Below are 26,695 nucleotides of genomic sequence, written 5' to 3' on the forward strand. Positions count from 1 at the left end.
GGAATTCCCGCTCCGTCTTCGGTTGGATTAGCGCTGCGATTTCATGACGAAAAACGAAATCCGGGTGCCGCGTCCGGGAACGCTGCGAATGCGCAAACCTTGGCCGTAAAGCTGCCTAAGCCGCCGGTCCGTATTGCGCAGACCAATGCCCCGCGCGCGGCCGCCCTGAATGCCGAGCGCCCGCCTCACGGCATGCTCGTCCATGCCGACGCCGTCATCCTCGACTTCTACCTCCACGTAATCTCCGCAATCCGAGATCCGAATCCGAACCTTGCCCCCTCCGGCCCGTTTAAGGACGCCATGCCGGACTGCGTTTTCCACAAGCGGTTGAATCGATAGCGGAGGAATCGACAGACGGATTCCCTCTTCGACCTCCCATTCGACCTGCAGTCTTTCTTCGAACCGTTCCTTCTCGATATATAAGTAAGAACGCACAAGTTCTAGTTCTTGCTGCAGCGTGACGAATCGCTCCATATTCCGCGGATTAAAGCTTGCCCGCAAGTAATTGCCGAATACTTCAAGAAGATTGCGCATTCTTGCCGTATCGATCTCGCTAAGAGCGGCTATCGAATTCAACGTGTTGAACAGAAAATGCGGCTGAATCTGCGCTTGCAGCCAAGCCCCCTCCATACGCACCCGCTCGCGGAAAGACCGTCTGCCATCCGTCAGCGCCCTTACGCGCGACTTCAGCTCCATGCCGTCCACCGGCTTGATCAAGTAATCATTCGCGCCGGCTCGGAAACCTGCTTCGATATCCTCGGGCTGGCTTCGGGCGGTAAGGAGCAGAATGGGCATTTCCGACAGGGTGAACCGTTCCCGCACGGCGCTCGACAATTGGTAGCCGGACATGCCTGGCATCATCACGTCGGCAATGATCAGATCCCATTCCCTTCCCGCGATCAGCGACAAAGCCTCAGAGCCGCTCGTCGTCTTCACGATATCGTAATCCTCCGACGAGAGAACCCTCTCCAATACGCTCAAGTTTATCGGATCGTCGTCGACCGCCAGAATCTGGGCGCGATCGGAGAGGCGACCGAAGTTTCGCTCCGCGGGAGTAACCGTCGAAGTTGCCGCGGTTTCCTGCATGGCGACGGTGTCGGCCGCCTTCATTCCGGGCGTTTCCGATCGACGACCGGAAGCTTCGGAGATGGGCAGTGCAAAGGTGAACGTGGAACCCTGGCCCGGCGTGGATTCAACCGTCAGCTCGCTCCCGTGCAGTTCCACGAGCTGCTTGCAAATGCTGAGTCCGAGCCCGATTCCTTCGGCAACGTCCCCCGAGCTCGAGGATTCTCCCTGCACGTACGGGTCGAATGCCGTTCGCAGCGTCTCCGCGTTCATGCCGATTCCGGTGTCCGACACCGTAATGAACGCTTGGCCTTCCCTGACCGAGGCAGCAACCACGATCGTTCCTTCATTCGTGAACTTCGCCGCATTGTGCAGCAGATTAAACAGGACTTGAATCAACCGATTCTCGTCCGCGACAACGGGCGGGAACGTATCCGGCACTTGATTCAGCAACCGGATCGGCTTGCCTTCGACCGTAAACCGAACCATGTCAAGCACGCCTGACACCAGCGCTTGAACTTGAACGTTCGCGAGCTGCAAGCGAATGCGGTTTTCCTTTAGCCGAGCGATATCCATCAGGTCGTTAAGCAGTAAGGACATCCGCCTGCCAACGGTGACGAGCAGCTTCATGTTCTCGCGGTTCTCGCCTTCGCTCGGCGAATGGCCGCTATCGATGACCGTATGGGCGATATTCAGGATCCCGTGAAGCGGATTTCGCAGCTCGTGCGATGTTCTGACCAGAAACTGGTCTTTACGTCTGTCCTCGTCAATTAGCCGTTCGGCGAGCTTGGCCGTCTGGGCTGAGTTATGAAGATAATGTTTGAACCAATAGGAAGCGAAACAAATGAACACGAAAATAATATCGATCGGGTAGTAGCCCATGTCTAGCCAACCCGAGGCTCTGATCAGCCCCCAGATCAAGTTTAAGGTCAGCGTAGTTAATCCGAGTAAAATAAAAATCGCGTTACTGTTTTTCTGCGCGAACGATCGGAAAGCAATTACAGGAACGATCAGGTAGGAAAACAGGATAATCAACGTATGTATACCGTCGGTAAGCGTCAGTATCTCGCTCGGCAAGAAGAGCGCGGATACGGCATAGACTGCGCAGATTGCCAGATAAATGCGGATGACCTTGTTCAGCTTGCGACCGGTTAGCAGATGCCTGACGAATTGCAATAGAAATGCCGCCGACCCCACGTAAGCCAGATAACGAAGCTTGATCATCCATTCATAATTGACGGAGAACACCGCGAGCAGCAACCGATCGTCATCGACCAGCACCGTCGCCATACCACTAAGGACGAGTAGGAAAAAATAAAGCAGCCCCCGTTCGCGGAGCCCCATGAAGTATAGCAGTACGGAATAGATCCCATGCACCGCCAGGATCAGAACGACCGTCATCTGCAGATCCGCCGAGATCTGGGATGCGCGATGTACCGCGCGATCGCTTCCGATCTGAACCCGTCCGTAGATTCCGCCCCCGTTCAGGTCGTCGTAATTGGCGACTTGGATAACTACCTCGATCTCATCGCGGTCGGACACGAAAGAGCCGATATAGGGCACGACGCCGGGCGAATACCGGTCCGCTTCGGTGCCCGGTTGTCCGGCCTGCGCCAACAGGCGGCCGTTCACGAACAATTCGGAGGAAGAAGGGATCAGGGGGATCCGGATTCCGTATATGCGCTCTCCGTCGGACGCGACGTGGATTCGCAAGCGATAGGAACCGTAACCGAACGTTGAGTTCCCTTCCTCCATCTTGGCATCCCATTTCCCGGGAACTTTAAGAGCCTCTCCCCGTTCGTTCGGGGAAAGAGCTTCAGCGGGATTCATAATAAATCGGTAGGGGAAAAACTCCCATTCGCCGTTAAGCAAGACCGTTTGGTTGGAGGAAAAATCCCACTCCCTTAAATCCGCAGTACCTTGGATCACCTGCGCTTTGTTCGGTGACGACAGGAACAGCCAGCAGAGCCGCAGGCCTGTAAGTGCAAGGATGAAACATCCTAGAATGAAAATAGTTTTTCTTGTGTTTGTCATACTTCTATCATTCGACAAAAAACGAATGATCCCTTTCCTCCGTCGTCGTTATCAGGTACATGAGGCACTTTAAAGTACCTATACCACATTATAGTGCCTTCTTACGAACTTTTCCGTTGTCGTTTAATGTGGTGTTAAAGATTTCATCACTCCCTCCAACGAAAGAAGGTAACGCTCATGAGCATGCCCGAACAAACCCGCAAGTTTCTGAAGGACGTCTCCGAGTTCCCGCCGCTCCATCTGATGTCGCCCGAAGAAATCAGGAAAGCGGTCGTCGCCAACGCGATAACCGAAAGCCACGATCTGGCTGGCACGGAAGACGTGCTGCTGAACGGCCCTCACGGAGAACTAGTCATCCGGATTTATCGACCGACGAGAGAGGCCAGTCTTCCCGTTATCGTATTTTTCCACGGGGGCGGTTTCGTCTTTAACCGGATGGAGCACTACGACCCGATGTGCGGCAAGCTTGCGCTGGCGACGGGCCACGCCGTCGTATCCGTGGACTATCGCCTTGCCCCGGAGCATAAGTTCCCGGTTCCGGCGGACGAAGCGTTCTATGCTACGCAGTGGGTATACGATCGAGCAGTCTCCCTAGGGCTGGATCCGAAACGAATCGCCGTTGCCGGCGAAAGCGCCGGAGCCAATCTCGCCGCCGGAGTCGCTCAGCAAGCGCGCAAGCTTGGCTCCCTACCTATCTATTTTCAAATTCTGATATGTCCTCTGACGGATTGGTCGAGAGAGTATGAATCGAAGCGACAATACGGGGAAGGGTACTTTCTTACGATGGCTTTGCTTGATTATTGCGCGGGGCATTATTTCAGGAACGAGGCCGACAAGGCCGATCCGTTAGCCTCGCCTCTGCTTGGGGACACGAACGGCTTGCCTCCTGCGCTGGTCGTTACCGCGGAGTACGACCCTCTACGCGACGAAGGGGAAAGCTACGCGCGGAAACTCGCCGATAGCGGCGTTCGCACGGTCCTGAAGCGTTATGACGGCATGATCCATCTCTTCTACGCCATGACCGACGTGTTCGAGGACGGGCACGATGTCTACGATCTGATCAAGCGGAATCTGCAATCGCTGAATTAAGAATGATCGCGATCGTATTCCCTTCGGGCTTGCAAGACGGAGTCGTAATGAGCATCCGTCCACTTATGCAATATTCGCATCGGTTCGATCAAAGTTTCGCCTAGGGGCGTCAGCGAATACTCAACGGTAGGGGGGACGGACGGATACACTCGGCGGTCGACCAATCCGTCCCTTTCCAGTTGGCGCAGCGTCTGGGTCAGCATTTTCTGCGTCACCCCTTCTATGCTCCTTTTCAGATCCCCGTAACGTTTCGTCCCGCTTTCCAATTCGTAGAAAACAAGAACGGTCCATTTGCTAGACACCACTTCAAGCGCTCTCCGATAATGGCAGGGAGACTCGTATTCCCATTGCTCAGACTCCTCGTTCAACTTCGTTCCTCCTCGCATGACTGCGGATGATTATTAAGGTATATATTACTATTCGGGACTCATTCCGTAAGCATCCCGATTAATGTCCTAAGCGGCCGCGAGAGCCACTTCTTGGGATGATAGAACATTTGTAGATTCAGCCTAATCTCGGGATGGTCGAACTTCAGAGCGGCCAACTCCCCTCTCCGAAGCTCATCCTCCGCCGCCATCCGGGGCAAGATCGCGATTCCCGAACCGGCCATGACGCATCTTTTGACGGCTTCGGGATTGCCGAGCTCCAGCCCGACCCGGTACGAGATCCCGCTCGCCCGCAGAACCTTCTCCAACATCATTCGATAGTTGCAGCTGTCCTCCGTCATCATCCACTCCATTCCATCCAGACGGTCTAACTCCAAAGGTCCCGTAAGGGTCAACGCATGCCCGGGATTCACGACAAGAACGAGCGGTTCTTCCCGGAGAACGGTCCAGCGCAACGCGGAATCGGAAGGCTTGTCTTCGAGAATCAGGCCGATGTCGATATCGCCTTCCCTGACTTTGCCTGCGATTGCGTCTTCGCGATCCGTCTGAAGCCGGATGCTGAGATCGGGATATTCCTGCCGGATTCGCTGCAGCAGCGGGGGAAGATAATACGCGGCGATCGAATCGATCGTCCCGATCGTAAGCGTTCCCCCGCCTTGCCGGGTCAGCTTCTCTTTGGACTGCTGATGCAATTCCAGCATTCCGACGGTGATCTTCAGCAACTCTTCTCCCGCCGAAGTCAATCTGAGCCCTCTGCCATAACGCTCGAACAATTGTACGTCGTATTCCTTTTCCAACTTCTGAATTTGCGTCGTCACGCTCGATTGGGCATAGCCCAGCTCCGCAGCCGCGCGCGTAAAGCTCTGACGCAAGGCGACTTCGCGAAACGTCTGATAGTAGGTTAAGTCCATAATGCCTTCCGCCCTTCCCAGCCGTCGTATCAATATTTTCGATAATGTCTATCACTTATTATAGATAACTCTGATGCTTAATTATATGTTAAATTCATTTCAACCAAATATGACGGGAGGCAATCCTATGCTAAAAGAACGGGATTTGAAAGGCGTTTACGTGCCGGTCGTCACTCCCTTCCTCGCGAACGGAGAATTGGACCCGCTATCCTATGAAAATTATCTGAATCGGCTTCTGGCGCAGGACATTCAGGGAATCGTCGTAAACGGGACTACGGGGGAATCGCCTACGGTACGTTGGGAGGAAGTCGAGGAGCTTGTGCGATTGTCCCGCATCGCGGCGGAGAACGCGAACAAGCGTGTTCCGATCGTCATCGGGACGGGAACGAACGATACCGCCACGACCGTCAAACGAACGGAAATGGCGGGATTGCTGGGCGCCGACGCCGTGCTTGTCTCGACGCCCTATTACAATCGCCCTTCGCAGGAAGGAATCATCGAACATTACCGCACGGTGGCGAGGACCGGAGTGCCCGTCATCGCCTACGAGGTTCCTGCGCGAACGGGCGTCAGGTTAACCGTCGATACGGTTAGAAGAATATTGGAGTTGGACGGGGTCATCGGACTGAAAGACAGTTCGGGCGGAATCGAGCTCGTCTCGGAGCTGACGAGACTTGGCGCGAAACCGGTGCTATGCGGCGAAGATATTTATTATCACGCCATGTTAAGCCAAGGCGCAACTGGCGGCATTGTAGCATCGGCGAACGTTCGCACGAGCGAATTCGTCGAAGTCTCCCACCTTGCCGGCCAGGGTGATATCCGATCGGCGAAGAAGGCATTCGACCGGTTGGTTCCGCTCATTCGAGCGCTGTTCCAGGAGTCTAATCCTTCTCCGCTAAAATGGCTGCTTGCCTGGCAGGACGAAATTTCCTCCGATACTGTACGCCTGCCGATGACGCCGATCACGCCGGAACTGCGAGCACAATTGGAGCTTATATTTTCTTCAAAATAATCACCGCGTTATGGCCGCCGAAGCCGAAGGAATTAGACATCCCGATCTCGAGATCGGCGGTGCGAGCGTTATTCGGAACGTAGTCGAGGTCGCAGCCTTCTCCGTTCTCGTCCAGGTTGATCGTCGGCGGGATGATGCCGGTCTGCAGGCTTTTCGCCAGCGCGACCGCTTCCACGCCTCCGGCGGCCCCGAACATGTGTCCCGTCATGGACTTGTTCGCCGTGACCGGAATCCGGTAAGCGTCCTGGCCGAACAGCTTGCGGATCGCCGCCGATTCGGATTTGTCCCCGAGCTCCGTGCCCGTCGCATGCGCACTGATGACGTCCACTTGGTCCGGGCGGATGCCCGCCGTCTGAATCGCCAACTTCATGGCACGGTATGCCCCGTCGCCTTCCGGATGGGTCGCGACCATGTGGTAGGCGTCGGAGCTGGCTCCGTATCCGATCACTTCCGCATAGATGTTCGCCCCGCGACGCAGCGCATGGGAGAACGATTCGAGTACCACAATTCCCGCTCCCTCAGCCATGACGAAGCCGTCCCGGCTCTTATCGAACGGCCTGCTGGCTTTCTCCGGCTCTTCGTTACGTGTCGACAAAGCCGTGGCGTTCGAGAAGCTGGCCAGTGAAATTTCAGTGACCGCCGCATCCGTTCCTCCCGCGAAAAGAATGTCGGCTCGTCCGGACTGAATCTGGAAGAACGCTTCGCCGATCGCCGTATTTCCGATCGAGCAGGCCGTAACGGGCGACAGCGTAGCGCCTAACGCCCCGAGTCTGATGCTGATCAACGAGGCGGCCATATTGGAAATCATCATCGGGACGAGCGTCGGACTGACCCGCTCCGGCCCTCGTTCGCTCAGCAGGCCGCATTGCTCAAGCAATGTCTGAATGCCCCCGATTCCAGAGCCGACGTAGACACCTAGCCTTTCTTTATCGATCTGTTCCAGAACGAGGCCCGAATCCGCCAAGGCCTGATCGGCCGCCGCCAAAGCGAACTGGGCGAATCGATCCATACGCCGCGCCTCCTTCACGCCAAACAACGCCTTGGCATCGAAATTCCGTACCGAACCGGCGATTTTCGCTTTATACCGGCTCGTATCGAAAGAATCTATCGCAGATATACCTGACTCTCCCCGCACAAGCTGCTCCCAGAACGTCTCGACATCGTTGCCAAGCGGCGTGACCGCCCCCATGCCCGTAATGACGACTCTTTCTTTTTCCATAAATACTGCCTCCTTGAACGTTCGCGGTTCAAAAACTATAATCATCATGTCACGCGTTTTATCCTATTACAAGTTGTAGATTATCCTAGTATAGGTGATAATATGATAACGAGTTCCAAGGAGGATTTTGAATGAATTCGCAAACCCGTCTGCAAGCCTTGTCTGTGTTCCTGAAAGCCCAAAGAGCCAAGCTGACCCCGCAATCCGTCGGACTGCCGGAAGGAAGCCGCCGCAGAACTCCAGGGTTAAGAAGGGAAGAGGTCGCGCAGCTGGCCGGGGTCAGCTCTACCTGGTACACCTGGCTGGAGCAAGGACGAGACATCAAAGTATCTTCGTCTGTTCTGGATAACGTCGCCACGGCGCTGCAGTTGTCAGTCGACGAGCGCAAATACTTGTTTTCCCTGGCGCTGGAGAGTTATTCGGCGATAAGCCTGGCGGAAGATGAGCTTCCCCGGATCAGCCCTTCCCTGCAAATCATTCTTCGCGAGCTCACCTATTGTCCTACGATCATATCCGATCGCAGATGTCATATCGTTGGATGGAACGAGGCGGCCGCCCATGTTTTCCTGGACTTCGAGCAGATCCCGCCGGAACAGCGGAACATGATCCGACTGCTGTTTACGAGAAAAGAATTCGAGCGGCTGGCGGTGAATTGGGAACAGTTCGCCAGCGGATTCCTGGCGATCTTCAGAGCTTATTACGGGCAATACGTCGAAGATGAATGGTACGAGGAATTCCTAGAGGAAATGAAAGAAACGCATCCCGACTTCAATCGGCTATGGGAGCAGAGCAAAGTGAGCTCCGCCCCGGAAGTCTTGCTTGAATTCCGGCATGCCAAAGCAAGAAAGATGTTGTTCAATCTCACCTCTCTACAAGTTCACGGCAGCGCGGATCTAAGATGCAGCATCTACACGCCCGCTCCGGATACGTCTACGAGAACGAAGCTGGAGCAATTAATGCGCAAGCCGTGAACGAACCCGACTTGCGCTGATCTCTTATTTGCGCGAACCGTCTATGAACAGGCGAACGACTTCGGCTAAATATCGCTCCTTGGTATAACCCATTGTATCGCGATGATACATATACTGCCCGGGACCGAGCGCGGCCAGCAGGAAGCTCGTAGTCAGCGTAACGTCGATCTCTCTCGTCTCCCCGCGTTCCACGGCAAGATCCAAGTACGAGGTGACAAGAGTTCGAAGACGGATCATGACGGGACGCTTATCGAGCATGGAGCTCTTTTTCCCCGCATACATACAATTGATGGAGTCCAGCAGATCGACATGATCGTCAATATAATCGACAGCCCGCTCTATAGCGTCGCGAAGACGACCGAGAATGGCGGCCGACGAATCGCCGTCCAGCTCTAGCTGGGCCTCCAACCGATCGACAAACTGCTCCATGCTCGTTCGCAGCAGCTCGGAATAGATCTCCCCCGGATGCTCGTATCGCCGATACAGCGTCCCCTGCCCGATCCCGGCTTCCTGCGCGATTTGGTACATGTTGACCGAATCGATGCCGTTGCGCTCCATCAATCTGGCGGCCGCATCGAGAATACGGCGGTGATACTCCGTCCCGGAGGCCGTTTTACCGCCCGACTTATTTTTAATTTCCACGTCAAAATCTCCTCTCGCGGAAAAAATTCCATTTTCTGTTGACTCCGCGGACAATTGTCCGGTATATTTTAGTGGCGGACAATTGTCCGTAGATTAAATATAACACACAATCGACCGCCGTTGCGTTTCACCCGAGCAAAAATATATATAGATGTCTGCGCATACGGGAGTCGAACGTGGAAGGAGTGGAAGAAAGATGGAGCAAGCCAGCACTGCCGGAGGACCCCCTTCGGAATTTCGGATGATCAGTATCCTCATCCCGTTGTTCGCCCTTATTCTGGGCTGTTTCATGGTCATTCTCGATACGACCGCTATGAATGTCGCCTTATCCAAGCTGGTAGGGGAATTTCATACCACGCTCCCTACCCTGGAATGGGTCGTCACCGGCTACATGCTGGCGACCGCCGCCGTCATCCCGCTTGCCGGATGGTTGTCGGATCGGTTCGGCGCGAAGAACGTATTTCTCACTTCCGTCGTCCTGTTCACACTCGGCTCGCTGTTGTGCGCCACGCCGAACAGTGCGGAATGGCTGATCGTCTTTCGGATTATTCAGGGGCTTGGCGGCGGATTCGTCATGCCGGTATCGATGGCTTACGTATATAGGCTTACTCCTTCGAACAAGATCGGCATCGTCATGGGCATGCTCGGCATCCCGATTCTGCTCGCGCCTTCCGTCGGTTCGCTCTTATCCGGCTGGCTCGTGGAATATCACTCCTGGCGGTGGATTTTCCTGATCAACATTCCCGTGGGCATCCTCAGCGTTCTGTTCGGCCTCTGGAAATTGCCGAAGATCGGTCGTCAGAAGGTGGCAGGCTTCGACTTGCCGGGAATGATAACGGGGCCGATCGCGTTCGCCGCGTTGTCTTACGGCGTTAGCTCCGGGGCTCACGATTGGACATCCGTTCAGACCCTGTCGGGCCTTATTATCGGCGGAATCGCCCTGATTGCGTTCATTGTTATCGAGTTGCGCGCGAAGATACCGCTGCTTGAGCTGCGCGTTTTCCGATCGAGAGATTTCTCGCTCGCCATCGTGGCGCAGTGGGTCGTTCAATTTTCCCTGTTCGGCGCGATTTTCCTACTGCCCCAATTCTTGCAGCAGGCTCGCGGCTTCGGGGCTTTCGACACCGGCCTCACGCTATTCCCGCAGGCGCTGGCTTCGGCATGTATGATGCCGATCGGCGGTTACCTGTTCGACCGAATCGGGGTGCGCTGGCTGGTCGTGATCGGACTTGGACTCGTATCGGGAGCCATCTTCCAATACGCTCAGGTAGACATGACGACGACACGCTCGGATTTGCTGCTTCCGCTCATTATGGCCGGCGCTGGAATGGGGTTGATGATGATGCCTTTGAACTCGCATCTCATCAACAAAGCGCCGCGCGAGCTCGTCAGCAGGGTCACCTCTCTGACCAATGCCATGCAGCAAGTCATCAGCTCGCTCGCGGTCGCCGGGGTCGTCACCATCCTGACCTCCCGCCTGAAAACCATTACCGCCGCCGAAGGCATTGCGCCCGACAACTTGCAGGCGATGATCGCGCTCGCGCCGAAAGCATTCGATTATACATTCCGGGTCATGCTGGGCGTAGCCTTGTGCGGTATCCTGCTAGGATTGTTGCTGCGCCGAGGAAATAAACCTTCCGCTGCTCAAGGCGTGCAAGCCCCGACAACGGATAAAGCGCTCGAAGGCCTTCACATGGGTTAATGATAAAGTCCCCGCTTTGCGATCAAGGCGGGGACTTCTAGATTTTTATATAGTTGCAATTAGTGCAACTAATCTTCAGGATTTTGCCGCAAACGGACAATGAATTGCAGATTGTACAACTAATCTTGGGGTTTTCGCGCCTGCAGCCGAAGTGGGGGGCAATTTAGTTGCATGATATACAACTAAGTTTCTATTCGCTCCGTATTCGCCGCAATTAGTTGCACATTTTGCAATTGTTAGACAAACTCTCCAGCTTGGAGACGATGCGATCCTCGACGTTCTCGTCCAGAAGAATCGACTCCGAAGCATGCTTCGCGAGCTCTTCATGATGACCGATCATGACCGAACGCGATGCGTTCATGAACATCGTAATATCATTGGCGTCATTCCCGAACGCCACGTATTCCCCTTTCCGTACATTCATCCGGCTAAGTGCGTCCCATTTATGAATCCCCTTCGGACTGATATCGAGAACATTTTCCTTCCCGTGCTTATGAACGACGACGTCCATCGCGGACAATCTCTCGGCAAGCCCCTTCATGTCGTTGGCTGCTAGAATCAGCACTTTCACGATCGACTGATGAGCGTCCAAAGGAATCTTTTTCGCAAGTTTCGCAGGATCAAGGTTATTCAAAATGGGATGGTCCGGATCGCCCGTATAGGAATAATCCCACTCTCCGTCAATCAGATACTTGGCTTCGAACTCGGCAATGAGTCGTATGATGACGTTCGTTTTGTCCTCGGAAAATGAAGCCGCATGCTCCAGCGCGCCATGGCGGGCGATCAGCGAGCCGTTCCCGCCGATCATCGTGTGCTTATGAAACCGTTCGTGCAGCACGGGCAGCATGTCGCGGATCGGTCTTGCCGAAGCGAAGATCACCTCGTGCCCGTTCGATTGAAGATTCTCCAGTGCGCCTAATATTTTCTCGGTCACCGGCCTGCCCTTGAAACAAATCGTGCCGTCCAGATCGAATACGAATTTCATAGTCTCTCTCCATTTTCTGTGTAATCCATTTGACGTAGGCGAGGTACCCTCGATTCTTTCGTGCAACGCCAAGCGTCGAGTGTTATCGCTTCAGACGGATTTCTTCGGTGATTCGCTCCGCGAACTCTTGAACGCCGATCGGGCCTAGGTCGCCTTCTCCCCGTTTTCGGATGGAGGCCGTACGCGCGTTTTTCTCGTTCTCTCCGAGCACGAGCATATACGGCGCCTTCTCGAGCTGGGCTTCGCGAATTTTGTAGCCCAATTTTTCGTTGCGGATATCCGTTTCCACGCGAATGCCGGCCTTCTCTAACACCTGTTTGACCTCCAAAGCGTAAGCGATGAAATTGTCCGACACGGGTAGCAGCTTCGCCTGAACTGGAGCAAGCCAGAGCGGGAAAGCCCCGCCGTAGTGCTCGGTCAGAATGCCCATGAACCGGTCGATCGAGCCGAAGATCGCGCGATGAAGCACGACCGGACGATGCTTCAAGCCGTCCTCGCCGATATACGTCAAATCGAATTTCTCCGGCATTTGGAAATCGAGCTGGACCGTGCCGCACTGCCAACTGCGCTTCAGCGCGTCGAGAATGTGGAAGTCGATCTTCGGACCGTAGAACGCCCCGTCCCCTTCGTTAATCTGATACGGGATTCCGCGCTTATCCAATACGCTTTGCAGAGACGCTTCCGCGCGATCCCACAGTTCCTCCGAACCCATGTAATCCTCCGGCCGCGTAGACAGCTCGAGCTTATACTCGAAGCCGAACACCTGATATATACGGTCGATCAGGTCGATCGCGAGCCCTACTTCCTCTTCGATCTGGTCCGGTCTGGCGAAAATGTGAGCGTCGTCCTGGCAGAACGTCCGAACCCGCATCATCCCGCTGAGCGCGCCGGAAAACTCATGGCGGTGAACCTGCCCGAACTCCGATAGCCGGATAGGCAGGTCCCGATAAGAATGCAGGCTGTTCTTGTAAATGATCATGTGACCCGGGCAGTTCATCGGCTTCAGCGCGAACTTCGTCTCGTCCACGTCCGTAAAATACATGTTTTCCTTGTAATGATCCCAGTGTCCCGACTGCTCCCAAATCCGGTTGTTCATCATAAGGGGCGTACGCACCTCGTCGTAACCGTGTCGGCCTTGCATCTCGCGGGAGAAGTTCTCGAGCTCCGTGCGAATCGTCATGCCCTTCGGAAGATAGAACGGCATTCCCGGCGCTTCCTCTGAGAACATGAATAGCTCCAGTTCTTTGCCCAGCTTCCGATGATCCCGCTTCTTCGCCTCTTCCAGCATGAGCAGATGCTCCGCCAGTTGGGATTCCTTCGGGAAAGCCGTCCCGTAGATCCGCTGCAGCATTTTGTTGCGGGAATCCCCGCGCCAGTACGCGCCCGCCACGCTCAACAGCTTAAACGCCTTGATACTCCCCGTGGACGGAAGGTGCGGCCCCCTGCATAGATCGAAAAACTCCCCCTGATCGTAGATCGTGATCACGGCCTCTTCCGGCAGATCGCGAATCAGTTCCAGCTTCAGTGGGTCTTCCAGCTCTTCGAAGATTGCGATCGCTTCTGCCCTGCCAACGACCCGGCGAACGATCGGCAGATCCTCCGAGACGATCTTCCTCATCTCTTGCTCGATCGCGGCGAGATCGTCGACGGACAACGGCTTCTCGATATCGATGTCGTAATAAAATCCGTCCTCGATCACCGGTCCGATGCCCAGTTTAACCGCTTTGTTGCCGTAAATCCGTTTAATCGCTTGAGCCATCAGATGGGCCGCGCTGTGCCGATAAATCTCCAGTCCTTCCGGACTATCGAGCGTCACGATCTCGACCCGGCAGTCTCGCTCCAACTGCCTGCTCAAGTCCACGGGAACTCCGTCGATCTTGCCCGCGACGGCGCTTTTCTTTAAGCCGGGGCCGATCGATTCGGCGACTTGCCCGATCGTCGTTCCTTCGCGAAATTCCTTTGCTTTTCCATCCGCCAATACCGCTTGAATCGCCACGATAAATTCCTCCTTCGAATTTGTCTGAACGCAAAAAAACGCCTCTATCCCCTAAGGGACGAGTGCGTTCAGCTCGTGGTTCCACCCTCATTCGATTTGCCTCCTTCCGCGCATGCGGCATCGGGGCAAATCCTTATTCGGTATCCGGTAACGAGGATAAAACGGCGACGATTACTATCGGGAGCGAGTACGATCCCGGGTTCAACGCCACGGCTGCAAAGGGGTAATCCCCCACCGGTCGCTGCAGAGGCTCTCAGCTTTCACCTCATTCTCTGTCCAGCCCTTGAAGGGGATCGTGTCTTTGGTCACGGCCTGAAATGTAGAATTGGTTTTATTATAGAGTCCGGAACGTTCGAGGTCAAGCCGAAACTGAGGTCAAAGCAATTGTTCTTAAGCCCGCTTCTCGGCGGCGTCTACGGTATGTTTCAGCAGCGTAGCGATCGTCACCGGTCCGACTCCCGCCGGAACTGGAGTAATCGCGGAAGCATGCTGCAGGCATTCGTCGTAGTCCACGTCTCCGACGTTGCCGGTATTGTATCCGGCGTCGATCACGACGGCCCCGGGTTTGATCCAATCTCCTCGAACGAACTTAGGCTTGCCGACTGCGGCCACGACAATGTCTCCCAAGCGCACCGCTTCTTCCAGCTGGACGGTTCGAGAGTGGCACGTCGTGACCGTCGCGTTCCTGTTCAAGAGCATGAGGGATACCGGTTTGCCGAGAATCGGGCTCCTCCCGATGACGACTGCGTGTTTGCCTTCGATCGGAATACGGTAATAGTCCAGAATCGCCAAGATCGCTGCCGGTGTACAGGAGGGGTAATCGGCGAAGCCGAAGGCGTTGCGGGCAAAACCCAGCGTAGTTACCCCGTCCAAATCCTTGTCAATGTGGATGGCTTCGAAGGCCGCTCTCTCGTCGATATGGCTTGGAACGGGATGCTGCAGCAAAATGCCGTGAACGCCAGGGTCGGCATTCAGCTTGTCAATCTCCGCGACGAGTTCTTCCGTCGATATGCTCTCGGGAAGATCGATCCGAATCGACTCCATTCCGAGGCGCTTGCATGCGTTCCCTTTCATTCTCACGTAAGTCTCCGACGAAGGATCGTCCCCAACCAAGATCGTCGCCAAACAAGGAACGATGCCTTGGTCGGACAGGCGAGCGATTCTCTCTTTCAACCGATCCTTGATCTCCTCCGCCACTCGGTTGCCGTCTAAAATTAATTTTTCCGCCGTCATCTTCTTTTCTCCTTTATTGGGGATTGAAAACATAAAGAGGCAAGGGGATACATGCTCCCCTTACCTCTGCCCAGGCGTACGGCCGTTACCCGCGTGCTCCACCATGGTTACCCATGCTCCGCCAGTCACACGCAGATTAATATTGTATTTTTATCGTAACAGCGAAATTCGAATCTTTCAATCTCTCTTTCCGATATCGGGCGGCTTTGACGCGGCAAACGATTCGGATTAACATGAAAGAATATTCATAAGTCTGGAAGGAAGAAACATATGTCCGAAAACCGCGAACAATCGGCGTCTTATGCTCCAATCAACCGCCGCGATATGCAAGGCGATTGCGAGAGCTGCTTCGGTCTGTGCTGCGTCGCGCTGCCCTTTGCCAAATCGACCGACTTCGCTATGGATAAAGAGGCGGGGAATCCTTGCACGAACCTGCAAACGGATTTCCGCTGTGGGACGCACACGAGCCTTAGGCAGAAGGGATTACGCGGCTGCACGGTTTATGACTGTTTCGGCGCGGGCCAGAAAGTGTCGCAGGCGACCTTCGGCGGTCGCGATTGGCGGCAAGCTCCGGAATCGGCGCGGCAAATGTTCGAAGTATTCCCCGTCATGTGGCAACTTCACGAACTGCTCTGGTATTTGACCGAAGCGATAACGCTGCAACCGGCCGATTCGATCCGAGACGAGCTTCGTCGGGCACTCGAAGAGACGACCCGTCTCGCCGACCTCGATCCCGCCTCCCTGTTGCAGCTCAACGTTGCGGCTCACCGCGCCGAGGTTAATGCGTTACTCCTTCGCACAAGCGAGCTGGTGCGGGACGAAGCACGCCGGCAACATCAGGGTCCAAAGGGCCGCGGGATGAAATTGGGACGAGGGGCGGACCTCATCGGCGCCAAGCTCAAGGGCGCCGACCTCCGATACGCCAACTTGAGAGGCGCTTATCTGATTGCCTCGGACCTTAGAGAGGCCGATCTGCGCTACGCCGATCTGATCGGAGCTGATTTCCGCGATGCGGATATCCGGGGAGCCGATCTGACCGACGTCCTTTTTCTCACACAGATGCAGGTTAACTCTGCCAAGGGCGATGCCTACACCAAGCTGTCACCTTCTCTCACCCTGCCGCCTCATTGGTCCGGGCGGTAATAACTCGCTCGGCATAGACGGGCAGTACAAAAATAACCCCTACGATCCGCGGAGCGTATCGTTTGGGGTTATCGGGGTTAGTCAGGTTTCGACGAACTGCAGGCGACCGAGACGCGGTTTTGTGCATTTTAGTTCGGTTTCGCCGGACTACAGGTGCTTGGTACACGGTTTCGTGCATGTTAGTTCGGTTTTGCCGGACTGCAGGCGCTCGAGACGCGGTTTTGTGCATTTTAGTTCGGTTTCGTCGGACTACAGGGGCCTGAGACGCGGTTTCGTGCATTTTAGTTCGGTTTCGTCGAACTACAGGCGCTCGAGAGCCGTCTCCATATGATTTTTGAACCGCTTCAGCATCTCTTCCCAGTGCCGCCTCATAACCTCTCTCATATAAACGTCTTCCAGCATTTCCTGATGAATCGCAACGGTCGTTCTTCCGGCATTCGTTGACGTAACGTATAACTGCAGTCGGGAAGGGGCATCCCATTCCGGCCGCTGCCAAGTCATGCGCAGCTTATGATAGGGAACGGCCACCGTGATTTTGCCGAATATGCCTTCCTTGGACTCGTACTCATGACCAGCCTGCAACCTGAAATTGGGCGCTTCCCCAATCCATAACGACAAACCTTGCGGCGAAGTCAGGAAATCCCAAGCCATCTCCTTGGGAACGTCGATCGTCCTTCGGACGCCGATCTGTACGCCCGCGTCTTTGGTCATTCCGACGGGATTCCGGCCCATCAATTGCTCATACATGACGGCGATCCATTCGCCCCAATCATCCGTCACTTCATACTCCTCAACGATATGCCGCTTGATTTGCTCATGAGACCACAGCTTGTCCACGTTCCGGTCCAGCTTGCCGATCCACTCTTCCCACGAGCTGCCTGTCGCTTGCTTAAGCTCTTGCTTGAAGATGGAGCCTGCCATGCACTCACCCCTCCCGGTGCTTTTGGATATGACGATACCACAATAATCCTGACAAAGACGGTCAGCGTTCACGAAGCTAGGCTAGGTCCGATGATACTCCGATAAAGATGCCGCGATGTCTACAATGTATTCTTTCAGTTCTAGGGGTTCCACGATCCTGATCGTACCGCCGTAAGACAACAAATAATAGGCCACCTGCGCAAGCTTCGGTTCGTCCAGCTTGAAATGCGCAAGCTCCGGCGTCCGTTCCGCGAGCGCGTGCCCCAACAGCCAGTGGGCGCACAGATCGTCCAAAGCTTGGGGAGAGCCCTGGATTCGCACGGAAATCAGATGGGCTTCGTTCTCCAGTCCCGATTCCGCAAGAAGACTGTCTAGCAGAAACTCTCGGGCGGAAAAATGAGGCGGGCGTTGGAATCCGGAATCAGTAATACTCAATCCGCTCATACGGTCAACGCGGAAACTGCGAATTTCTTCCCTCAAATGGCAGTAACCGACGGCGTACCATTTGCTTTTCCAATGAACGAGCCCATAGGGATCGATAGTTCGTCGCCGGACAGTATCGCCGTACCCCGTCATGTAGTCGACTTCGAGGCTTAACTGGAGATCCATGCTGGTCTCGACCTCGGCTAGCGCGGCACGAAGAGAAGGGTCCGGCGGCGGCTGGATCACTTCAAGATTCGTCTCGCGGCGCTCCATGCGCGCCAACTGATCCGGGTTCGAGAAGCGTTTGATTTTGGCAACGGCCCGGCCAAGCGCCTCTTCCGACGGATATCCCGCTTCACGCGCGAAAGTTGCAGCATGAAGGAGAGCTTTCTGCTCCTCGGCGTCAAAGAACAGCGGCTCCAGCTTGATCGAATCCGGGATCGAGTATCCACCTTCGCGCCCCGGCTCCGACACGATCGGTACGCCGGATACGCATAAGGCATCGATGCATCGATAAACTGTGCGGATGTGAATCTCCAATCGTTCCGCAAGTTGTTTGGCCGTCATTTTCCTGCGGGACTTCAGCAGCCACAGAATGGCCAGCATGTTGTCGGCTTTGGACATCGTATACGGCAGCCCTTTCGCTCGGTTGTTTCTTCTTTGAATATTTTACCACAATCGATAAAACCTTCGTCTCCCGGGCGGCGGTAACCTTCGCTAATAAGTAACGATGTTGAACATCGCTATTCGAGTTGTTCACCCGTTTTGTTCCCGAAATAGCGATGTTATTGATCATTATTCGCTCGAAATTTGTTGTTGCACAGCGATTGTGTCGATAACTACGATGTTTTGTATCGCTACTCGCTAACCCGTCCGATCGATTTTGATCAACAACGATGATTCCTATCGTTATTGGCCTAGAGATCAACCAATGAAACGAAAAATGTGCATGAAAAAACCGGTCCTCTCGGACCGGTTACGGCTTGCATTATGTTCTGCGCATATAGGCGCGCACGGTAATCGGGGCGAAGATCGCCACGATGACAGCCGCTCCGATGAGGGAAATGCCGAGATCCGAGCCAATGGTTCCCGAATTGACCAACTCCCGGACGGCGGAAACCAAGTGCGAGATCGGATTGATGTTCACGAACCACTGGAGCCAGTTAGGCATCGTGTTGACCGGAACGAACGCATTGGACAGGAACGTGAGCGGGAACAGTACGATCATCGAGATCCCTTGCACGCTGGATGCCGTCCGGGCGATGACGCCGAAGAAAGCGAAGATCCAACTAATCGCCCACGAACAGAAGATGACGAGTATCGCGGCGAGAACGACGTTACCCAGACCGCCATCCGGCCTGTAGCCCATAATGTAACCCATGATGAAAGTGAGCACGGTCGCGATCGTATACCGAATCGTGTCCGCCAGCAATGCTCCCGCGAGCGGTGCGATGCGCGCGATCGGAAGCGACTTGAAGCGGTCGAACACGCCTTTGTCCATGTCTTCGCGCAACTGAACCCCGGTGACGATGGACGTCGTGATGACAGTCTGTACCAGAATGCCGGGAATGATCACGGGCAAATAACTGATCACGTCTCCGGAGATAGCTCCGCCGAAAATATAGGTAAACATCAGGGTAAAAAGAATCGGCTGCAGCGTAACATCGAATAGTTGCTCCGGCGTGCGGCGGATCTTGAGCAAGCCCCGATATGCCATCGTCAAAGAGTGGCGCAACGTTTGTCCGAAGCTGGTTTTATTTTTCAATCTGCGTTCCGCGACTGGCTGAATGGCGACGCTTCTCATACTCTTACCACCTCTTCTTTGTTCGATTCACTGGCTGCAGGCGACGCTTCTACTCCATGGCCTGTGATCGTCAGGAACACTTCGTCAAGAGTCGGCTTCTGCACGCTCATCTCGGATAGATGAATGCCGGCCGTACGCAAGGCGATGAGCAGATCGGTAACCAGATCGGCGTTCTTCATCGGCGCCGTGATCCTCCCGGCTTCCGAAGTCGCGTTCGATTTGACTTGAAGCACCTGCTCGATAATCCTCCGAGCGCCTTCGCTATCTTGCGGATCCTGAACTCTCAGTTGCAGCGACGAGGAACCGACCGAAGCTTTCAATTCGTCTACAGTGCCTTCTGCTACGACATGACCCCGGTCGATGACCGCGATCCGGTCTGCCAGTTGGTCCGCCTCGTCTAGATATTGCGTCGTCAGCAGAACGGTCGATCCCGTGTTCACCAATCGGCGGATCGTCTCCCACATCTGCGCGCGCGTGCGCGGGTCCAGCCCGGTCGTCGGTTCGTCTAGGAAAATAAGCGGGGGCTGCGCGATCAGGCTTGCCGCCAGATCCAGCCTGCGGCGCATGCCGCCGGAGAAGTTTTTCAACGGTCGTTTGGCAGCCTCCGTCAGCCCGAACTCCTCGAGCAGGTCGGCGGCTTTCTTCTTGGCTTCCGCTCGGCCCAACCCCAGCAGCCGTGAGAAGATGACCAGATTCTCGGTGGCGCTGAGCGATTCGTCGACCGAAGCATACTGACCGGTTACGCCGATCAATTGCCTGACGATCTGCGACTCCTTCACCACATCGTGCCCGAAGATTCGCGCGGAACCCGCATCGGGCCGCAGCAATGTCGCCAGCATGCGGATGGTGGTCGTCTTGCCTGCCCCGTTCGGCCCAAGCACGCCGTAGATCGAACCCGCCCGTACGTTCAGATCGACGCCGTCCACCGCGCGATTGTCGCCGAACGTTTTCACGAGCCCGCGTGCTTCAACGGCCCATTGGCTATGGTTTGAAGCCGTTTCTTTCATGCGTAAAGTATTCATGGATTTCCCTCCTGTATCTCGGTTTAATGGAATCGTAAACCAATTTTATGAACTGAATGTGAACTTAATCGTAAGTTCGTTCGCGTTCAAACCACCACAACACCGTTAACGGAACAATGTTTCACCACAAAAAAACAGGAGAAACACCTTTGAGATTAGTAAAATTCCGTATGGAACCTAATCAAACAACCCAGAATCTCCCCCAAAAGGTGGCCCCTTTTTGGAATAAACGCTTCAGCTTCATTCTCCTCACGCCAATAATGTAACATAACACTGTTACGTTGTAAATCACTTTTTCAAGCAGAGATCAGCAATAAAACACATACTCTGCGGCTGACATTACAGACGACCACACTCTAACGGAAACCAGAACCGATATATCATCGAAATTATGAGTCTTCAAAATCTAACGGAAATAGGTGGCCTTATTGCGGCTTTAAAAACATAAATCAGAACTTTATCAAGCAGATAACGGCTGTACGTTCCGTTAGAATTTTGATCGCGCGGATGATCGGGCAATAAGGGCTGTCATTTCCGTTAACATACGTGGCTTCGGCTTCGCGTTCGTTGTTGTGCGCAACCCAAAAAACCGCACCAAAAGGCGCGGTTCTCTGCTTTGATATCACAACTGCTCCATTACAACAAATCAACCAAACGCTGGTCGTGCATGGCGGCTTGCCGCTTGTAATGATCGACAAGCACGATGCATGCCATCGCTTCGATCACGGGAACGATTCGCGGGCAGATGCAGGGGTCGTGTCTGCCTACCGTCGAGATCGTCTGATCCACGCCTTCCAGGTTCACGGTTTGCTGCGGAAGGGAGATGGACGAAGTCGGTTTGACGGCGACCCGGAAAACAATCTCTTCCCCTGTGCTGATCCCTCCCAATATGCCGCCGGCATTATTGCTGAGGAAGCCTTCCTGGTTCATCTGATCGTTGTGCTCGCTGCCGAGCATCGCCGCCGCGGCGAAACCGGCGCCGAATTCGATGCCTTTGACTGCGCCGATAGACAGCATCGCTTTCGCCAGATCCGCGTCGAGCTTGTCGAACACCGGCTCGCCGATGCCGGGACGCACGCCCCTGATCCGGCATTCCACGATGCCTCCGCAACTGTCGCCCCGTGCCGCCAACTCTTCGATCTTCTCAATCATCTTAACTGCCGCAACGGGATCGCACGCCCTGACGGCGTTTTTCTCGATTTCGTCCTCCGCATAGGTCTCACACTTAATGCCGCCGATTTCTTTCGTGTATGCCGCGATGCTGACGCCGCTATGCTCCAGCAGCTTGCGGGCGACGGCGCCCGCCGCCACTCTTCCGGCCGTCTCCCTGCCCGATGCTCTGCCGCTTCCCCTGTGGTCGCGAATGCCGTATTTGTGCAAGTACGTATAATCCGCATGCCCCGGCCGAAACAACTTCTCGATGTCGTCATAGGCGCTTGGCCGCATGTCGCTGTTGTACAAAATAATAAACAAAGGCGTGCCGGTCGTCTTGCCTTCGAAGATGCCCGACAGAATATGAACCTTATCGTACTCTTTCCTAGGAGTCGTCACCGACGATTGTCCCGGTTTACGCCGATCCATCTGCTTCTGAATATACGCGATATCCAATTCCAATCCCGGTGTCACTCCGTCCACGATGACGCCGACCGCTTCTCCGTGAGATTCTCCGAAAGTCGTGATTTTAAATTGTTCGCCGAACGAGCTGCCTGCCATGATCAAGTCCCCTATCCCTGTCTTTTTGACGATTGCTGTTAACTTCATTATAATTTCACCAGTGGAATAAATGAAATCACACTTCAATTACTCTGGCATAGAGGTGTTCTATATCAATTCATTCATGAACTTGGAATGGTATCGCATCTTTCTTTACACCGCCAAAGCCGGCAACCTGACCAAAGCCGCTCAGGAATTGCATATTACCCAACCCTCCGTGAGCTATGCCGTCAAGCAACTGGAAAAGGAACTGGGCGTTAAGCTGTTCGATCGTCTTTCCAAAGGGGTACGTTTGACTTCGGAGGGCGCGACGCTGCTCGAATACGTGGAGAAGTCGTTCGCCACGCTCGATTCCGGGGAACGGAAAATCGCATCACTGAGAGATTACGAAGCCGGAGAGCTGCGGATCGGTGCGAGCGGACCGATGATTAAGCATGTGCTACTGCCGGTATTGGACGATCTACGCATCCGCTTCCCGGAAGTCCGAATTCGTCTGTCCCAAGGCAATTCAGCCGCGATTCAATCGCGCTTAAAAGATGGACAGATCGATCTCGGGTTCGTTCATCTGCCGTTCGTCGATCCCGAGCTTGAGATTCAGCAGCTCGTGGCGATCCAGGACGGATTTGTCGTCGGCCCATCTTATCGATCGTTAACCGAACAGCCTATGACAACCGGAGATTTAGCCAAGCTCCCTCTCCTGCTCTTGTCGCGCGGGAGCTCTACGAGGGAGTTCATCGAACGGTGGTTTGGCGATCAAAGGATCGCAATGGAAGCGGATATCGAGCTTAACAGCTTTGAGATGCTGGTGGAATTAGCCCATCGCGGCTACGGAGCGGCATTCGTAACCCGTTCCTTCATCGAGCAGGAAATCGAGCAAGGGCTGCTAATTGAATTGCCAACCGCCGAGAAGATTCCTGCGCGCCATATTGCTATGGCGACCCGACGCGGCATCTCTGTGCCTCTCATCGCCACGCAATTCATGCAGATGCTGTCATCCGGTAAGCGTATGTTATAAACGGAACAACCGGCAGATTCAGATATGCTTCATATATTGTCTCTTGGCTTGCTCCCCGTCCCCAGTCCCATCCTAATCTCCGTAATATCGATCATATGCCGCATTCTTTCATAATTGAGGCGCAGCATCTCTCTGCCCTGATCCGTAATCACGTAAACCTTGCGCCGGTTATCCAAGCTCCCTACGGGCTGTAGCCACTTCTGTTTCAGCAAGTTCTCGATCCCCCCGTAGAGCGTTCCGGCCGCCATTCGGACTTGACCGCCGCTAATAGGTCGTCTCGGTCAGCGGAAGATTCCGATCATTGTGACGCAGAATTAGGCAACCGCATAGAATAACCCACGCTGGAATCAAACGGAGGTTGTTGCCATGAGTTCACCATATGCGGCGCAGCAGTTGACGCCGATCTATCAGTGCGATGGCGATCTGCATCGCACATTGCAGTCCCTCAAGGATCATCTTCATCAGGTATGCGCCCACCATGCCAATCGGCCGGTTCGGATCGAGACAATCGACGGCGACGTCTTCGAGGGACATATCATGCATTGCGACAGGGGGATTCTCTATCTGGGCCTGTCGAACGAGGGATACGAGCGAGCCTTCTTCCCAGGGCCGGTAAACCCCTATAGCAACTTCGTGTTGCCTCTTGTTCTATTTAACCTCCTTGCCATCTCGCTGATCTAAGGAGACAACGAAACCGACGACTTAAGGAGTGATGAAAATTGGCTTTTATGCCTCCCTTCGGACCACAAGGCGGGCCACAGCAGGCCCCTTCCTCGCCGCCGCCTTCAGCGGTTCCGCCTAGGCCTCTTACGACGACGTTCGCCGTCGATCCCGGCGCCATCGCCGGTTGTTTGTTCCGCTTTACGTATATTTGGCCTCGCGGAGGCCCCAGCTTCTGGTTCTACCCCACTTTCGTAGGCCGGACTTCGGTCTCGGGATTCCGCTGGACCGGTTTCATGTGGGTATTCTCCGGCTTCGACCTTCGGAGAGTCGAATCGTTTACATGTTTTTAGACATCACAAAGAACCGGAAGCCCCTGCCGCTCATGGCCGGGGCTTCCGGTATGTAATAGAACTTTTTTGATATGCTAGTCTTCTTTGCGTTGTATCGGAATGTAGATGTCCATCTCCAGCAGTTCGTTGCGGTCGCGCCAACAACGCTCGTCATAATACTCGATTTCTGCCGCTGCGGCATGCTCGTAGCCGGATTGGGGCAACCACTCGCCGAATATTGCGCCCCAAGTGCTCTGGATCGCTTCGGTAAACCGATCGGGCTCTACCTTCGGCGTCGTGAAGACGGCGTAAGTCTGCTCAGGGTAAGTGCGGCGGATCGTACCTTCGGGCGCCTCGGCGCCTTCCTTGACCTCAACTCCGATAATGTAGCTGAATTCGCCCGAATCCATATCGAATTCATCGCAGATCCCGTATTCCGCGTTGGTAACGGCCAATCCACTAAGCCTTTCCCCCATCTTCTCCTCCATATAGCGCTGCCAGAAAGCCGGAATTTCCCGATTGTTCTCTCCGTCTGCCGTCCTGGTGCGAATGGAGAATCCGATGATCTCGAAGCCCGGTTTAGTCACGATACGATGATCCATGCCAATACCTCCCAAATTGGAAATATACTTCCGTTGAAGCACACTCGATTTGCCTCCTCCATTATAAACCAATTCGAACATTTGTTCTACATTTGCATTCGGTTAAGACAAATGTCATGTCTTGCGGAGAAGGCTCGTACAATAGATCAAAGAGGAAGAGGAAGCACTTTGCAAGAATCGCCAGCTCGGAGGGATCTCCATGAAAATTACGTCCGGAGGATTCGAAGCCGTCTATCACGGCCGGGTATTCGCCTACGGATTGAATCCGATCGAAATCGTTCTTTCGGAGGAGAACGATCCTCTCACGTTCGTATTCTGCATCGAATACGAGCCGGAGAGGAACGACGTCATGACGGACATTCGCCTTGTCCGTTATAACGAGGTGCGGATCGCGTGCATCAACTTTCCGAGAGGCAAGCCGATCGGCAACCAGGATATGATCCATCTCGGTGTTCTCGATAATCGCAAGCTCTCTTTGCGTTACGAGGTTACGATCAATTACGATGCCGCCGCCTGGTCGCTCACCTTTACGTTCTATGCCGGCGAGGGGGTCACGGATCGTGAATAAAATCGAGATCCAAGACCCGAAAGTCGCCGGCAAAATCATCGCCGCCAATGCGGAGAGCGAGAAACGCAAAGCGGAGCTCGGTTTCCTCGGCCGTTTTTTCGGCTCGGGCGACAATGTCCGTTTGTACATCGTAGGCACGATCGCGCTCGGCATTCTACTCACCGCACTGGTCTACACGCTGACCCCAGAGAAATACCGTTCGGCCGATTTCGGCTTAAAGGAGCTATGGACGCTTATTGTGCTCCCCGTCGAGTCGACGATTATCGGTTACTTGATCGGGTCGCGTTCGAAGGACAACGGGGGATAACCCGAAGCCACCGTCGGCACATGCGGACGTGTCAGTTCCTCGAACGCCGCGTTGACCGGTTGAAGGCGTTTCGCCGTCAATCCTTCCGGTACTTCTGTTTGTGCGAATAGAAAGCATCCGAGCTGGGCAGTTCTTCGACGATTCCGATCAGGTTGCCGTCCGGATCGAGGCAATCAAAAAATCGGATGCCGCCGTCATTCACGATTGGCATCACTTCCGCGCCTTTTTCGATCAATGCGGCATGCGAATTTTCAATATCGAACGATTCGAAATTGTAATGGGGAATTTTATACTCTCCCGCATCGAATTGCGTCGGCTGAGGTTGTCCGACTTTCCATAAGTTGATAAAAGTCGCTTCGCCCGGAAAGGCAAGTCCCGTACATACGTCGGAAATCTGAATGACTTCGAGCTCAAACATCTTGATGTACCATTCCGTCGAACGTTTCATATCCGTTACCGGGATAAAGATGCCGCTGATCTTGCTTACGATTTTGCCCATTGTCCTACCTCCAATTTTTTGAAATTGTCTGACTCTACTATAACGGAAAAACTGGGACGACGATACGAGGCAATTCTGCCACTCGCCATTGCTGCTTTTTGCGACAATGAGAGGGTACGACGCACACTTCCACCCACCATTGCTGCTTTTTGCGACAATGAGAGCGCGCGATGCACACTTCCACTCGCCATTGCTGCTTTTTGCGACAATGAGAGGGTGCGGCACCCACTTCGACTCGCCATTGCTGCTTTTTGCGACAATGAGAGGGTACGACGCACACTCCCACCCGCCATTGCTGCTTTTTGCGACAATGAGAGGTGACCTTGCATCGAAAAAGTGGACATAAAGAAAGACCCTCGAAAACCCATTATCCTAACGTCATTCAAGAGATTTAACTTGAAATGGCGGGACATATTGATTGGTGGAATGCGTTCTCCGTCG

Annotated in this window: 25 protein-coding genes, 1 pseudogene and 1 riboswitch; of the genes and pseudogenes, 9 read left to right on the forward strand and 17 right to left on the reverse strand. The window is 54.5% G+C overall.

Annotation, left to right across the window (positions count from 1 at the left end; translation table 11 throughout):
- Nucleotides 1–27: 27 nt before the first annotated feature.
- Entirely contained in the window at nucleotides 28–3,099 is a 3,072-nt protein-coding gene (locus FPZ45_RS20085; RefSeq protein WP_144705819.1) for a hybrid sensor histidine kinase/response regulator, read from the reverse strand.
- A gap of 177 nt (nucleotides 3,100–3,276) precedes the next feature.
- Between FPZ45_RS20085 and FPZ45_RS20090 the strand changes: the two genes are divergently transcribed.
- Complete coding sequence (locus FPZ45_RS20090; RefSeq protein ID WP_144705821.1) at nucleotides 3,277–4,188, forward strand: alpha/beta hydrolase; 912 nt, start codon at nucleotides 3,277–3,279, stop codon at nucleotides 4,186–4,188.
- Here FPZ45_RS20090 and FPZ45_RS20095 read toward each other — a convergent pair.
- Nucleotides 4,185–4,556, reverse strand: coding sequence for a winged helix-turn-helix transcriptional regulator (locus FPZ45_RS20095; RefSeq protein WP_246120521.1), 372 nt, complete (start codon nucleotides 4,554–4,556; stop codon nucleotides 4,185–4,187). The two genes, FPZ45_RS20090 and FPZ45_RS20095, sit on opposite strands and share 4 nt — an antisense overlap.
- Before the next feature lie 59 nt (nucleotides 4,557–4,615).
- On the reverse strand, nucleotides 4,616–5,485 hold the full coding sequence (locus tag FPZ45_RS20100; RefSeq protein WP_144705825.1) for a LysR family transcriptional regulator: 870 nt from the start codon (nucleotides 5,483–5,485) through the stop codon (nucleotides 4,616–4,618).
- 127 nt (nucleotides 5,486–5,612) lie between these two features.
- Here FPZ45_RS20100 and dapA point away from each other — a divergent pair, with 127 nt between their 5' ends.
- Entirely contained in the window at nucleotides 5,613–6,497 is an 885-nt protein-coding gene (dapA, locus tag FPZ45_RS20105; protein WP_144705827.1) for a 4-hydroxy-tetrahydrodipicolinate synthase, read from the forward strand.
- On the opposite strand, the gene fabF is transcribed toward dapA, so the two are convergent.
- Complete coding sequence (gene fabF / locus FPZ45_RS20110) at nucleotides 6,478–7,716, reverse strand: beta-ketoacyl-ACP synthase II (protein ID WP_144705829.1); 1,239 nt, start codon at nucleotides 7,714–7,716, stop codon at nucleotides 6,478–6,480. The two genes, dapA and fabF, sit on opposite strands and share 20 nt — an antisense overlap.
- Nucleotides 7,717–7,847: 131 nt before the next feature.
- Between fabF and FPZ45_RS20115 the strand changes: the two genes are divergently transcribed.
- Nucleotides 7,848–8,687 carry a helix-turn-helix transcriptional regulator gene (locus FPZ45_RS20115; RefSeq protein ID WP_144705831.1) on the forward strand — a complete coding sequence of 280 codons (840 nt, stop codon included), beginning with the start codon at nucleotides 7,848–7,850 and terminating at the stop codon, nucleotides 8,685–8,687.
- Between the two features lie 24 nt (nucleotides 8,688–8,711).
- Here FPZ45_RS20115 and FPZ45_RS20120 read toward each other — a convergent pair whose 3' ends face one another.
- The gene (locus FPZ45_RS20120) at nucleotides 8,712–9,329 is read right to left on the reverse strand and encodes a TetR/AcrR family transcriptional regulator (RefSeq protein ID WP_144705833.1); all 618 of its coding nucleotides are present in this window, start codon (nucleotides 9,327–9,329) and stop codon (nucleotides 8,712–8,714) included.
- A 196-nt stretch (nucleotides 9,330–9,525) separates the two neighbouring features.
- Between FPZ45_RS20120 and FPZ45_RS20125 the strand changes: the two genes are divergently transcribed.
- On the forward strand, nucleotides 9,526–11,031 hold the full coding sequence (locus tag FPZ45_RS20125; protein WP_144705835.1) for a DHA2 family efflux MFS transporter permease subunit: 1,506 nt from the start codon (nucleotides 9,526–9,528) through the stop codon (nucleotides 11,029–11,031).
- 214 nt (nucleotides 11,032–11,245) lie between these two features.
- Here FPZ45_RS20125 and FPZ45_RS20130 read toward each other — a convergent pair whose 3' ends face one another.
- From FPZ45_RS20130 to FPZ45_RS20140, 3 genes are all read right to left on the reverse strand, one after another.
- Nucleotides 11,246–12,016, reverse strand: coding sequence for an HAD-IIB family hydrolase (locus tag FPZ45_RS20130; protein WP_144705837.1), 771 nt, complete (start codon nucleotides 12,014–12,016; stop codon nucleotides 11,246–11,248).
- A gap of 82 nt (nucleotides 12,017–12,098) precedes the next feature.
- Nucleotides 12,099–14,012: a threonine--tRNA ligase gene (thrS, locus tag FPZ45_RS20135; protein ID WP_144705839.1), complete on the reverse strand. Its 1,914-nt coding sequence runs from the start codon at nucleotides 14,010–14,012 to the stop codon at nucleotides 12,099–12,101.
- Between the two features lie 390 nt (nucleotides 14,013–14,402).
- Nucleotides 14,403–15,245, reverse strand: coding sequence for a bifunctional 5,10-methylenetetrahydrofolate dehydrogenase/5,10-methenyltetrahydrofolate cyclohydrolase (locus tag FPZ45_RS20140; RefSeq protein ID WP_144705841.1), 843 nt, complete (start codon nucleotides 15,243–15,245; stop codon nucleotides 14,403–14,405).
- A gap of 61 nt (nucleotides 15,246–15,306) precedes the next feature.
- Nucleotides 15,307–15,384: riboswitch (ZMP/ZTP riboswitch) on the reverse strand.
- Nucleotides 15,385–15,515: 131 nt separating this feature from the next.
- Between FPZ45_RS20140 and FPZ45_RS20145 the strand changes: the two genes are divergently transcribed.
- Nucleotides 15,516–16,388, forward strand: a complete 873-nt coding sequence (locus tag FPZ45_RS20145; RefSeq protein WP_144705843.1) for a pentapeptide repeat-containing protein — start codon at nucleotides 15,516–15,518, stop codon at nucleotides 16,386–16,388.
- Nucleotides 16,389–16,688: 300 nt separating this feature from the next.
- On the opposite strand, the gene FPZ45_RS20150 is transcribed toward FPZ45_RS20145, so the two are convergent.
- The 5 genes from FPZ45_RS20150 to aroC all read right to left on the reverse strand — a co-directional run bounded on the left by FPZ45_RS20150 (nucleotide 16,689) and on the right by aroC (nucleotide 22,271).
- Complete coding sequence (locus FPZ45_RS20150) at nucleotides 16,689–17,309, reverse strand: SRPBCC family protein (protein WP_144705845.1); 621 nt, start codon at nucleotides 17,307–17,309, stop codon at nucleotides 16,689–16,691.
- A gap of 81 nt (nucleotides 17,310–17,390) precedes the next feature.
- Nucleotides 17,391–18,356: a helix-turn-helix transcriptional regulator gene (locus FPZ45_RS20155; protein ID WP_144705847.1), complete on the reverse strand. Its 966-nt coding sequence runs from the start codon at nucleotides 18,354–18,356 to the stop codon at nucleotides 17,391–17,393.
- A 364-nt stretch (nucleotides 18,357–18,720) separates the two neighbouring features.
- Nucleotides 18,721–19,536 (reverse strand): ABC transporter permease, encoded by an 816-nt coding sequence (locus FPZ45_RS20160; RefSeq protein ID WP_144705849.1) that lies wholly within the window; start codon nucleotides 19,534–19,536, stop codon nucleotides 18,721–18,723.
- Nucleotides 19,533–20,558, reverse strand: a complete 1,026-nt coding sequence (locus tag FPZ45_RS20165; protein WP_246120522.1) for an ATP-binding cassette domain-containing protein — start codon at nucleotides 20,556–20,558, stop codon at nucleotides 19,533–19,535. The genes FPZ45_RS20160 and FPZ45_RS20165 overlap by 4 nt, the downstream gene beginning before the upstream one ends.
- Before the next feature lie 636 nt (nucleotides 20,559–21,194).
- Nucleotides 21,195–22,271 (reverse strand): chorismate synthase, encoded by a 1,077-nt coding sequence (aroC, locus tag FPZ45_RS20170; RefSeq protein WP_144705889.1) that lies wholly within the window; start codon nucleotides 22,269–22,271, stop codon nucleotides 21,195–21,197.
- 70 nt (nucleotides 22,272–22,341) lie between these two features.
- Between aroC and FPZ45_RS20175 the strand changes: the two genes are divergently transcribed.
- Nucleotides 22,342–23,286: a LysR family transcriptional regulator gene (locus FPZ45_RS20175; RefSeq protein WP_246120523.1), complete on the forward strand. Its 945-nt coding sequence runs from the start codon at nucleotides 22,342–22,344 to the stop codon at nucleotides 23,284–23,286.
- 29 nt (nucleotides 23,287–23,315) lie between these two features.
- Here FPZ45_RS20175 and FPZ45_RS20180 read toward each other — a convergent pair.
- A pseudogene (locus FPZ45_RS20180) lies at nucleotides 23,316–23,598 on the reverse strand (PadR family transcriptional regulator).
- Between the two features lie 54 nt (nucleotides 23,599–23,652).
- On the opposite strand from FPZ45_RS20180, the gene FPZ45_RS20185 reads away from it, so the two are divergent.
- Nucleotides 23,653–23,967, forward strand: a complete 315-nt coding sequence (locus FPZ45_RS20185; RefSeq protein WP_144705853.1) for a hypothetical protein — start codon at nucleotides 23,653–23,655, stop codon at nucleotides 23,965–23,967.
- 406 nt (nucleotides 23,968–24,373) lie between these two features.
- Here FPZ45_RS20185 and FPZ45_RS20195 read toward each other — a convergent pair whose 3' ends face one another.
- Nucleotides 24,374–24,880: a GyrI-like domain-containing protein gene (locus FPZ45_RS20195; RefSeq protein ID WP_186438482.1), complete on the reverse strand. Its 507-nt coding sequence runs from the start codon at nucleotides 24,878–24,880 to the stop codon at nucleotides 24,374–24,376.
- A gap of 199 nt (nucleotides 24,881–25,079) precedes the next feature.
- Here FPZ45_RS20195 and FPZ45_RS20200 point away from each other — a divergent pair, with 199 nt between their 5' ends.
- Complete coding sequence (locus tag FPZ45_RS20200; protein WP_144705859.1) at nucleotides 25,080–25,448, forward strand: DUF6864 domain-containing function; 369 nt, start codon at nucleotides 25,080–25,082, stop codon at nucleotides 25,446–25,448.
- Nucleotides 25,441–25,755 (forward strand): hypothetical protein, encoded by a 315-nt coding sequence (locus FPZ45_RS20205; RefSeq protein WP_144705861.1) that lies wholly within the window; start codon nucleotides 25,441–25,443, stop codon nucleotides 25,753–25,755. Before FPZ45_RS20200 ends, FPZ45_RS20205 begins: the two co-directional genes overlap by 8 nt.
- 76 nt (nucleotides 25,756–25,831) lie before the next feature.
- Here FPZ45_RS20205 and FPZ45_RS20210 read toward each other — a convergent pair whose 3' ends face one another.
- Nucleotides 25,832–26,254 (reverse strand): VOC family protein, encoded by a 423-nt coding sequence (locus tag FPZ45_RS20210; protein ID WP_144705863.1) that lies wholly within the window; start codon nucleotides 26,252–26,254, stop codon nucleotides 25,832–25,834.
- Nucleotides 26,239–26,695, reverse strand: a 457-nt coding sequence (locus FPZ45_RS25425; RefSeq protein ID WP_186438483.1) for a hypothetical protein, incomplete at its 5' end; no start/stop codon positions are given. The genes FPZ45_RS20210 and FPZ45_RS25425, both read right to left, overlap by 16 nt.

It is taken from the genome of Cohnella terricola, assembly GCF_007786475.1.
Taxonomy (GTDB): Bacteria; Bacillota; Bacilli; order Paenibacillales; family Paenibacillaceae; genus Cohnella; species Cohnella terricola.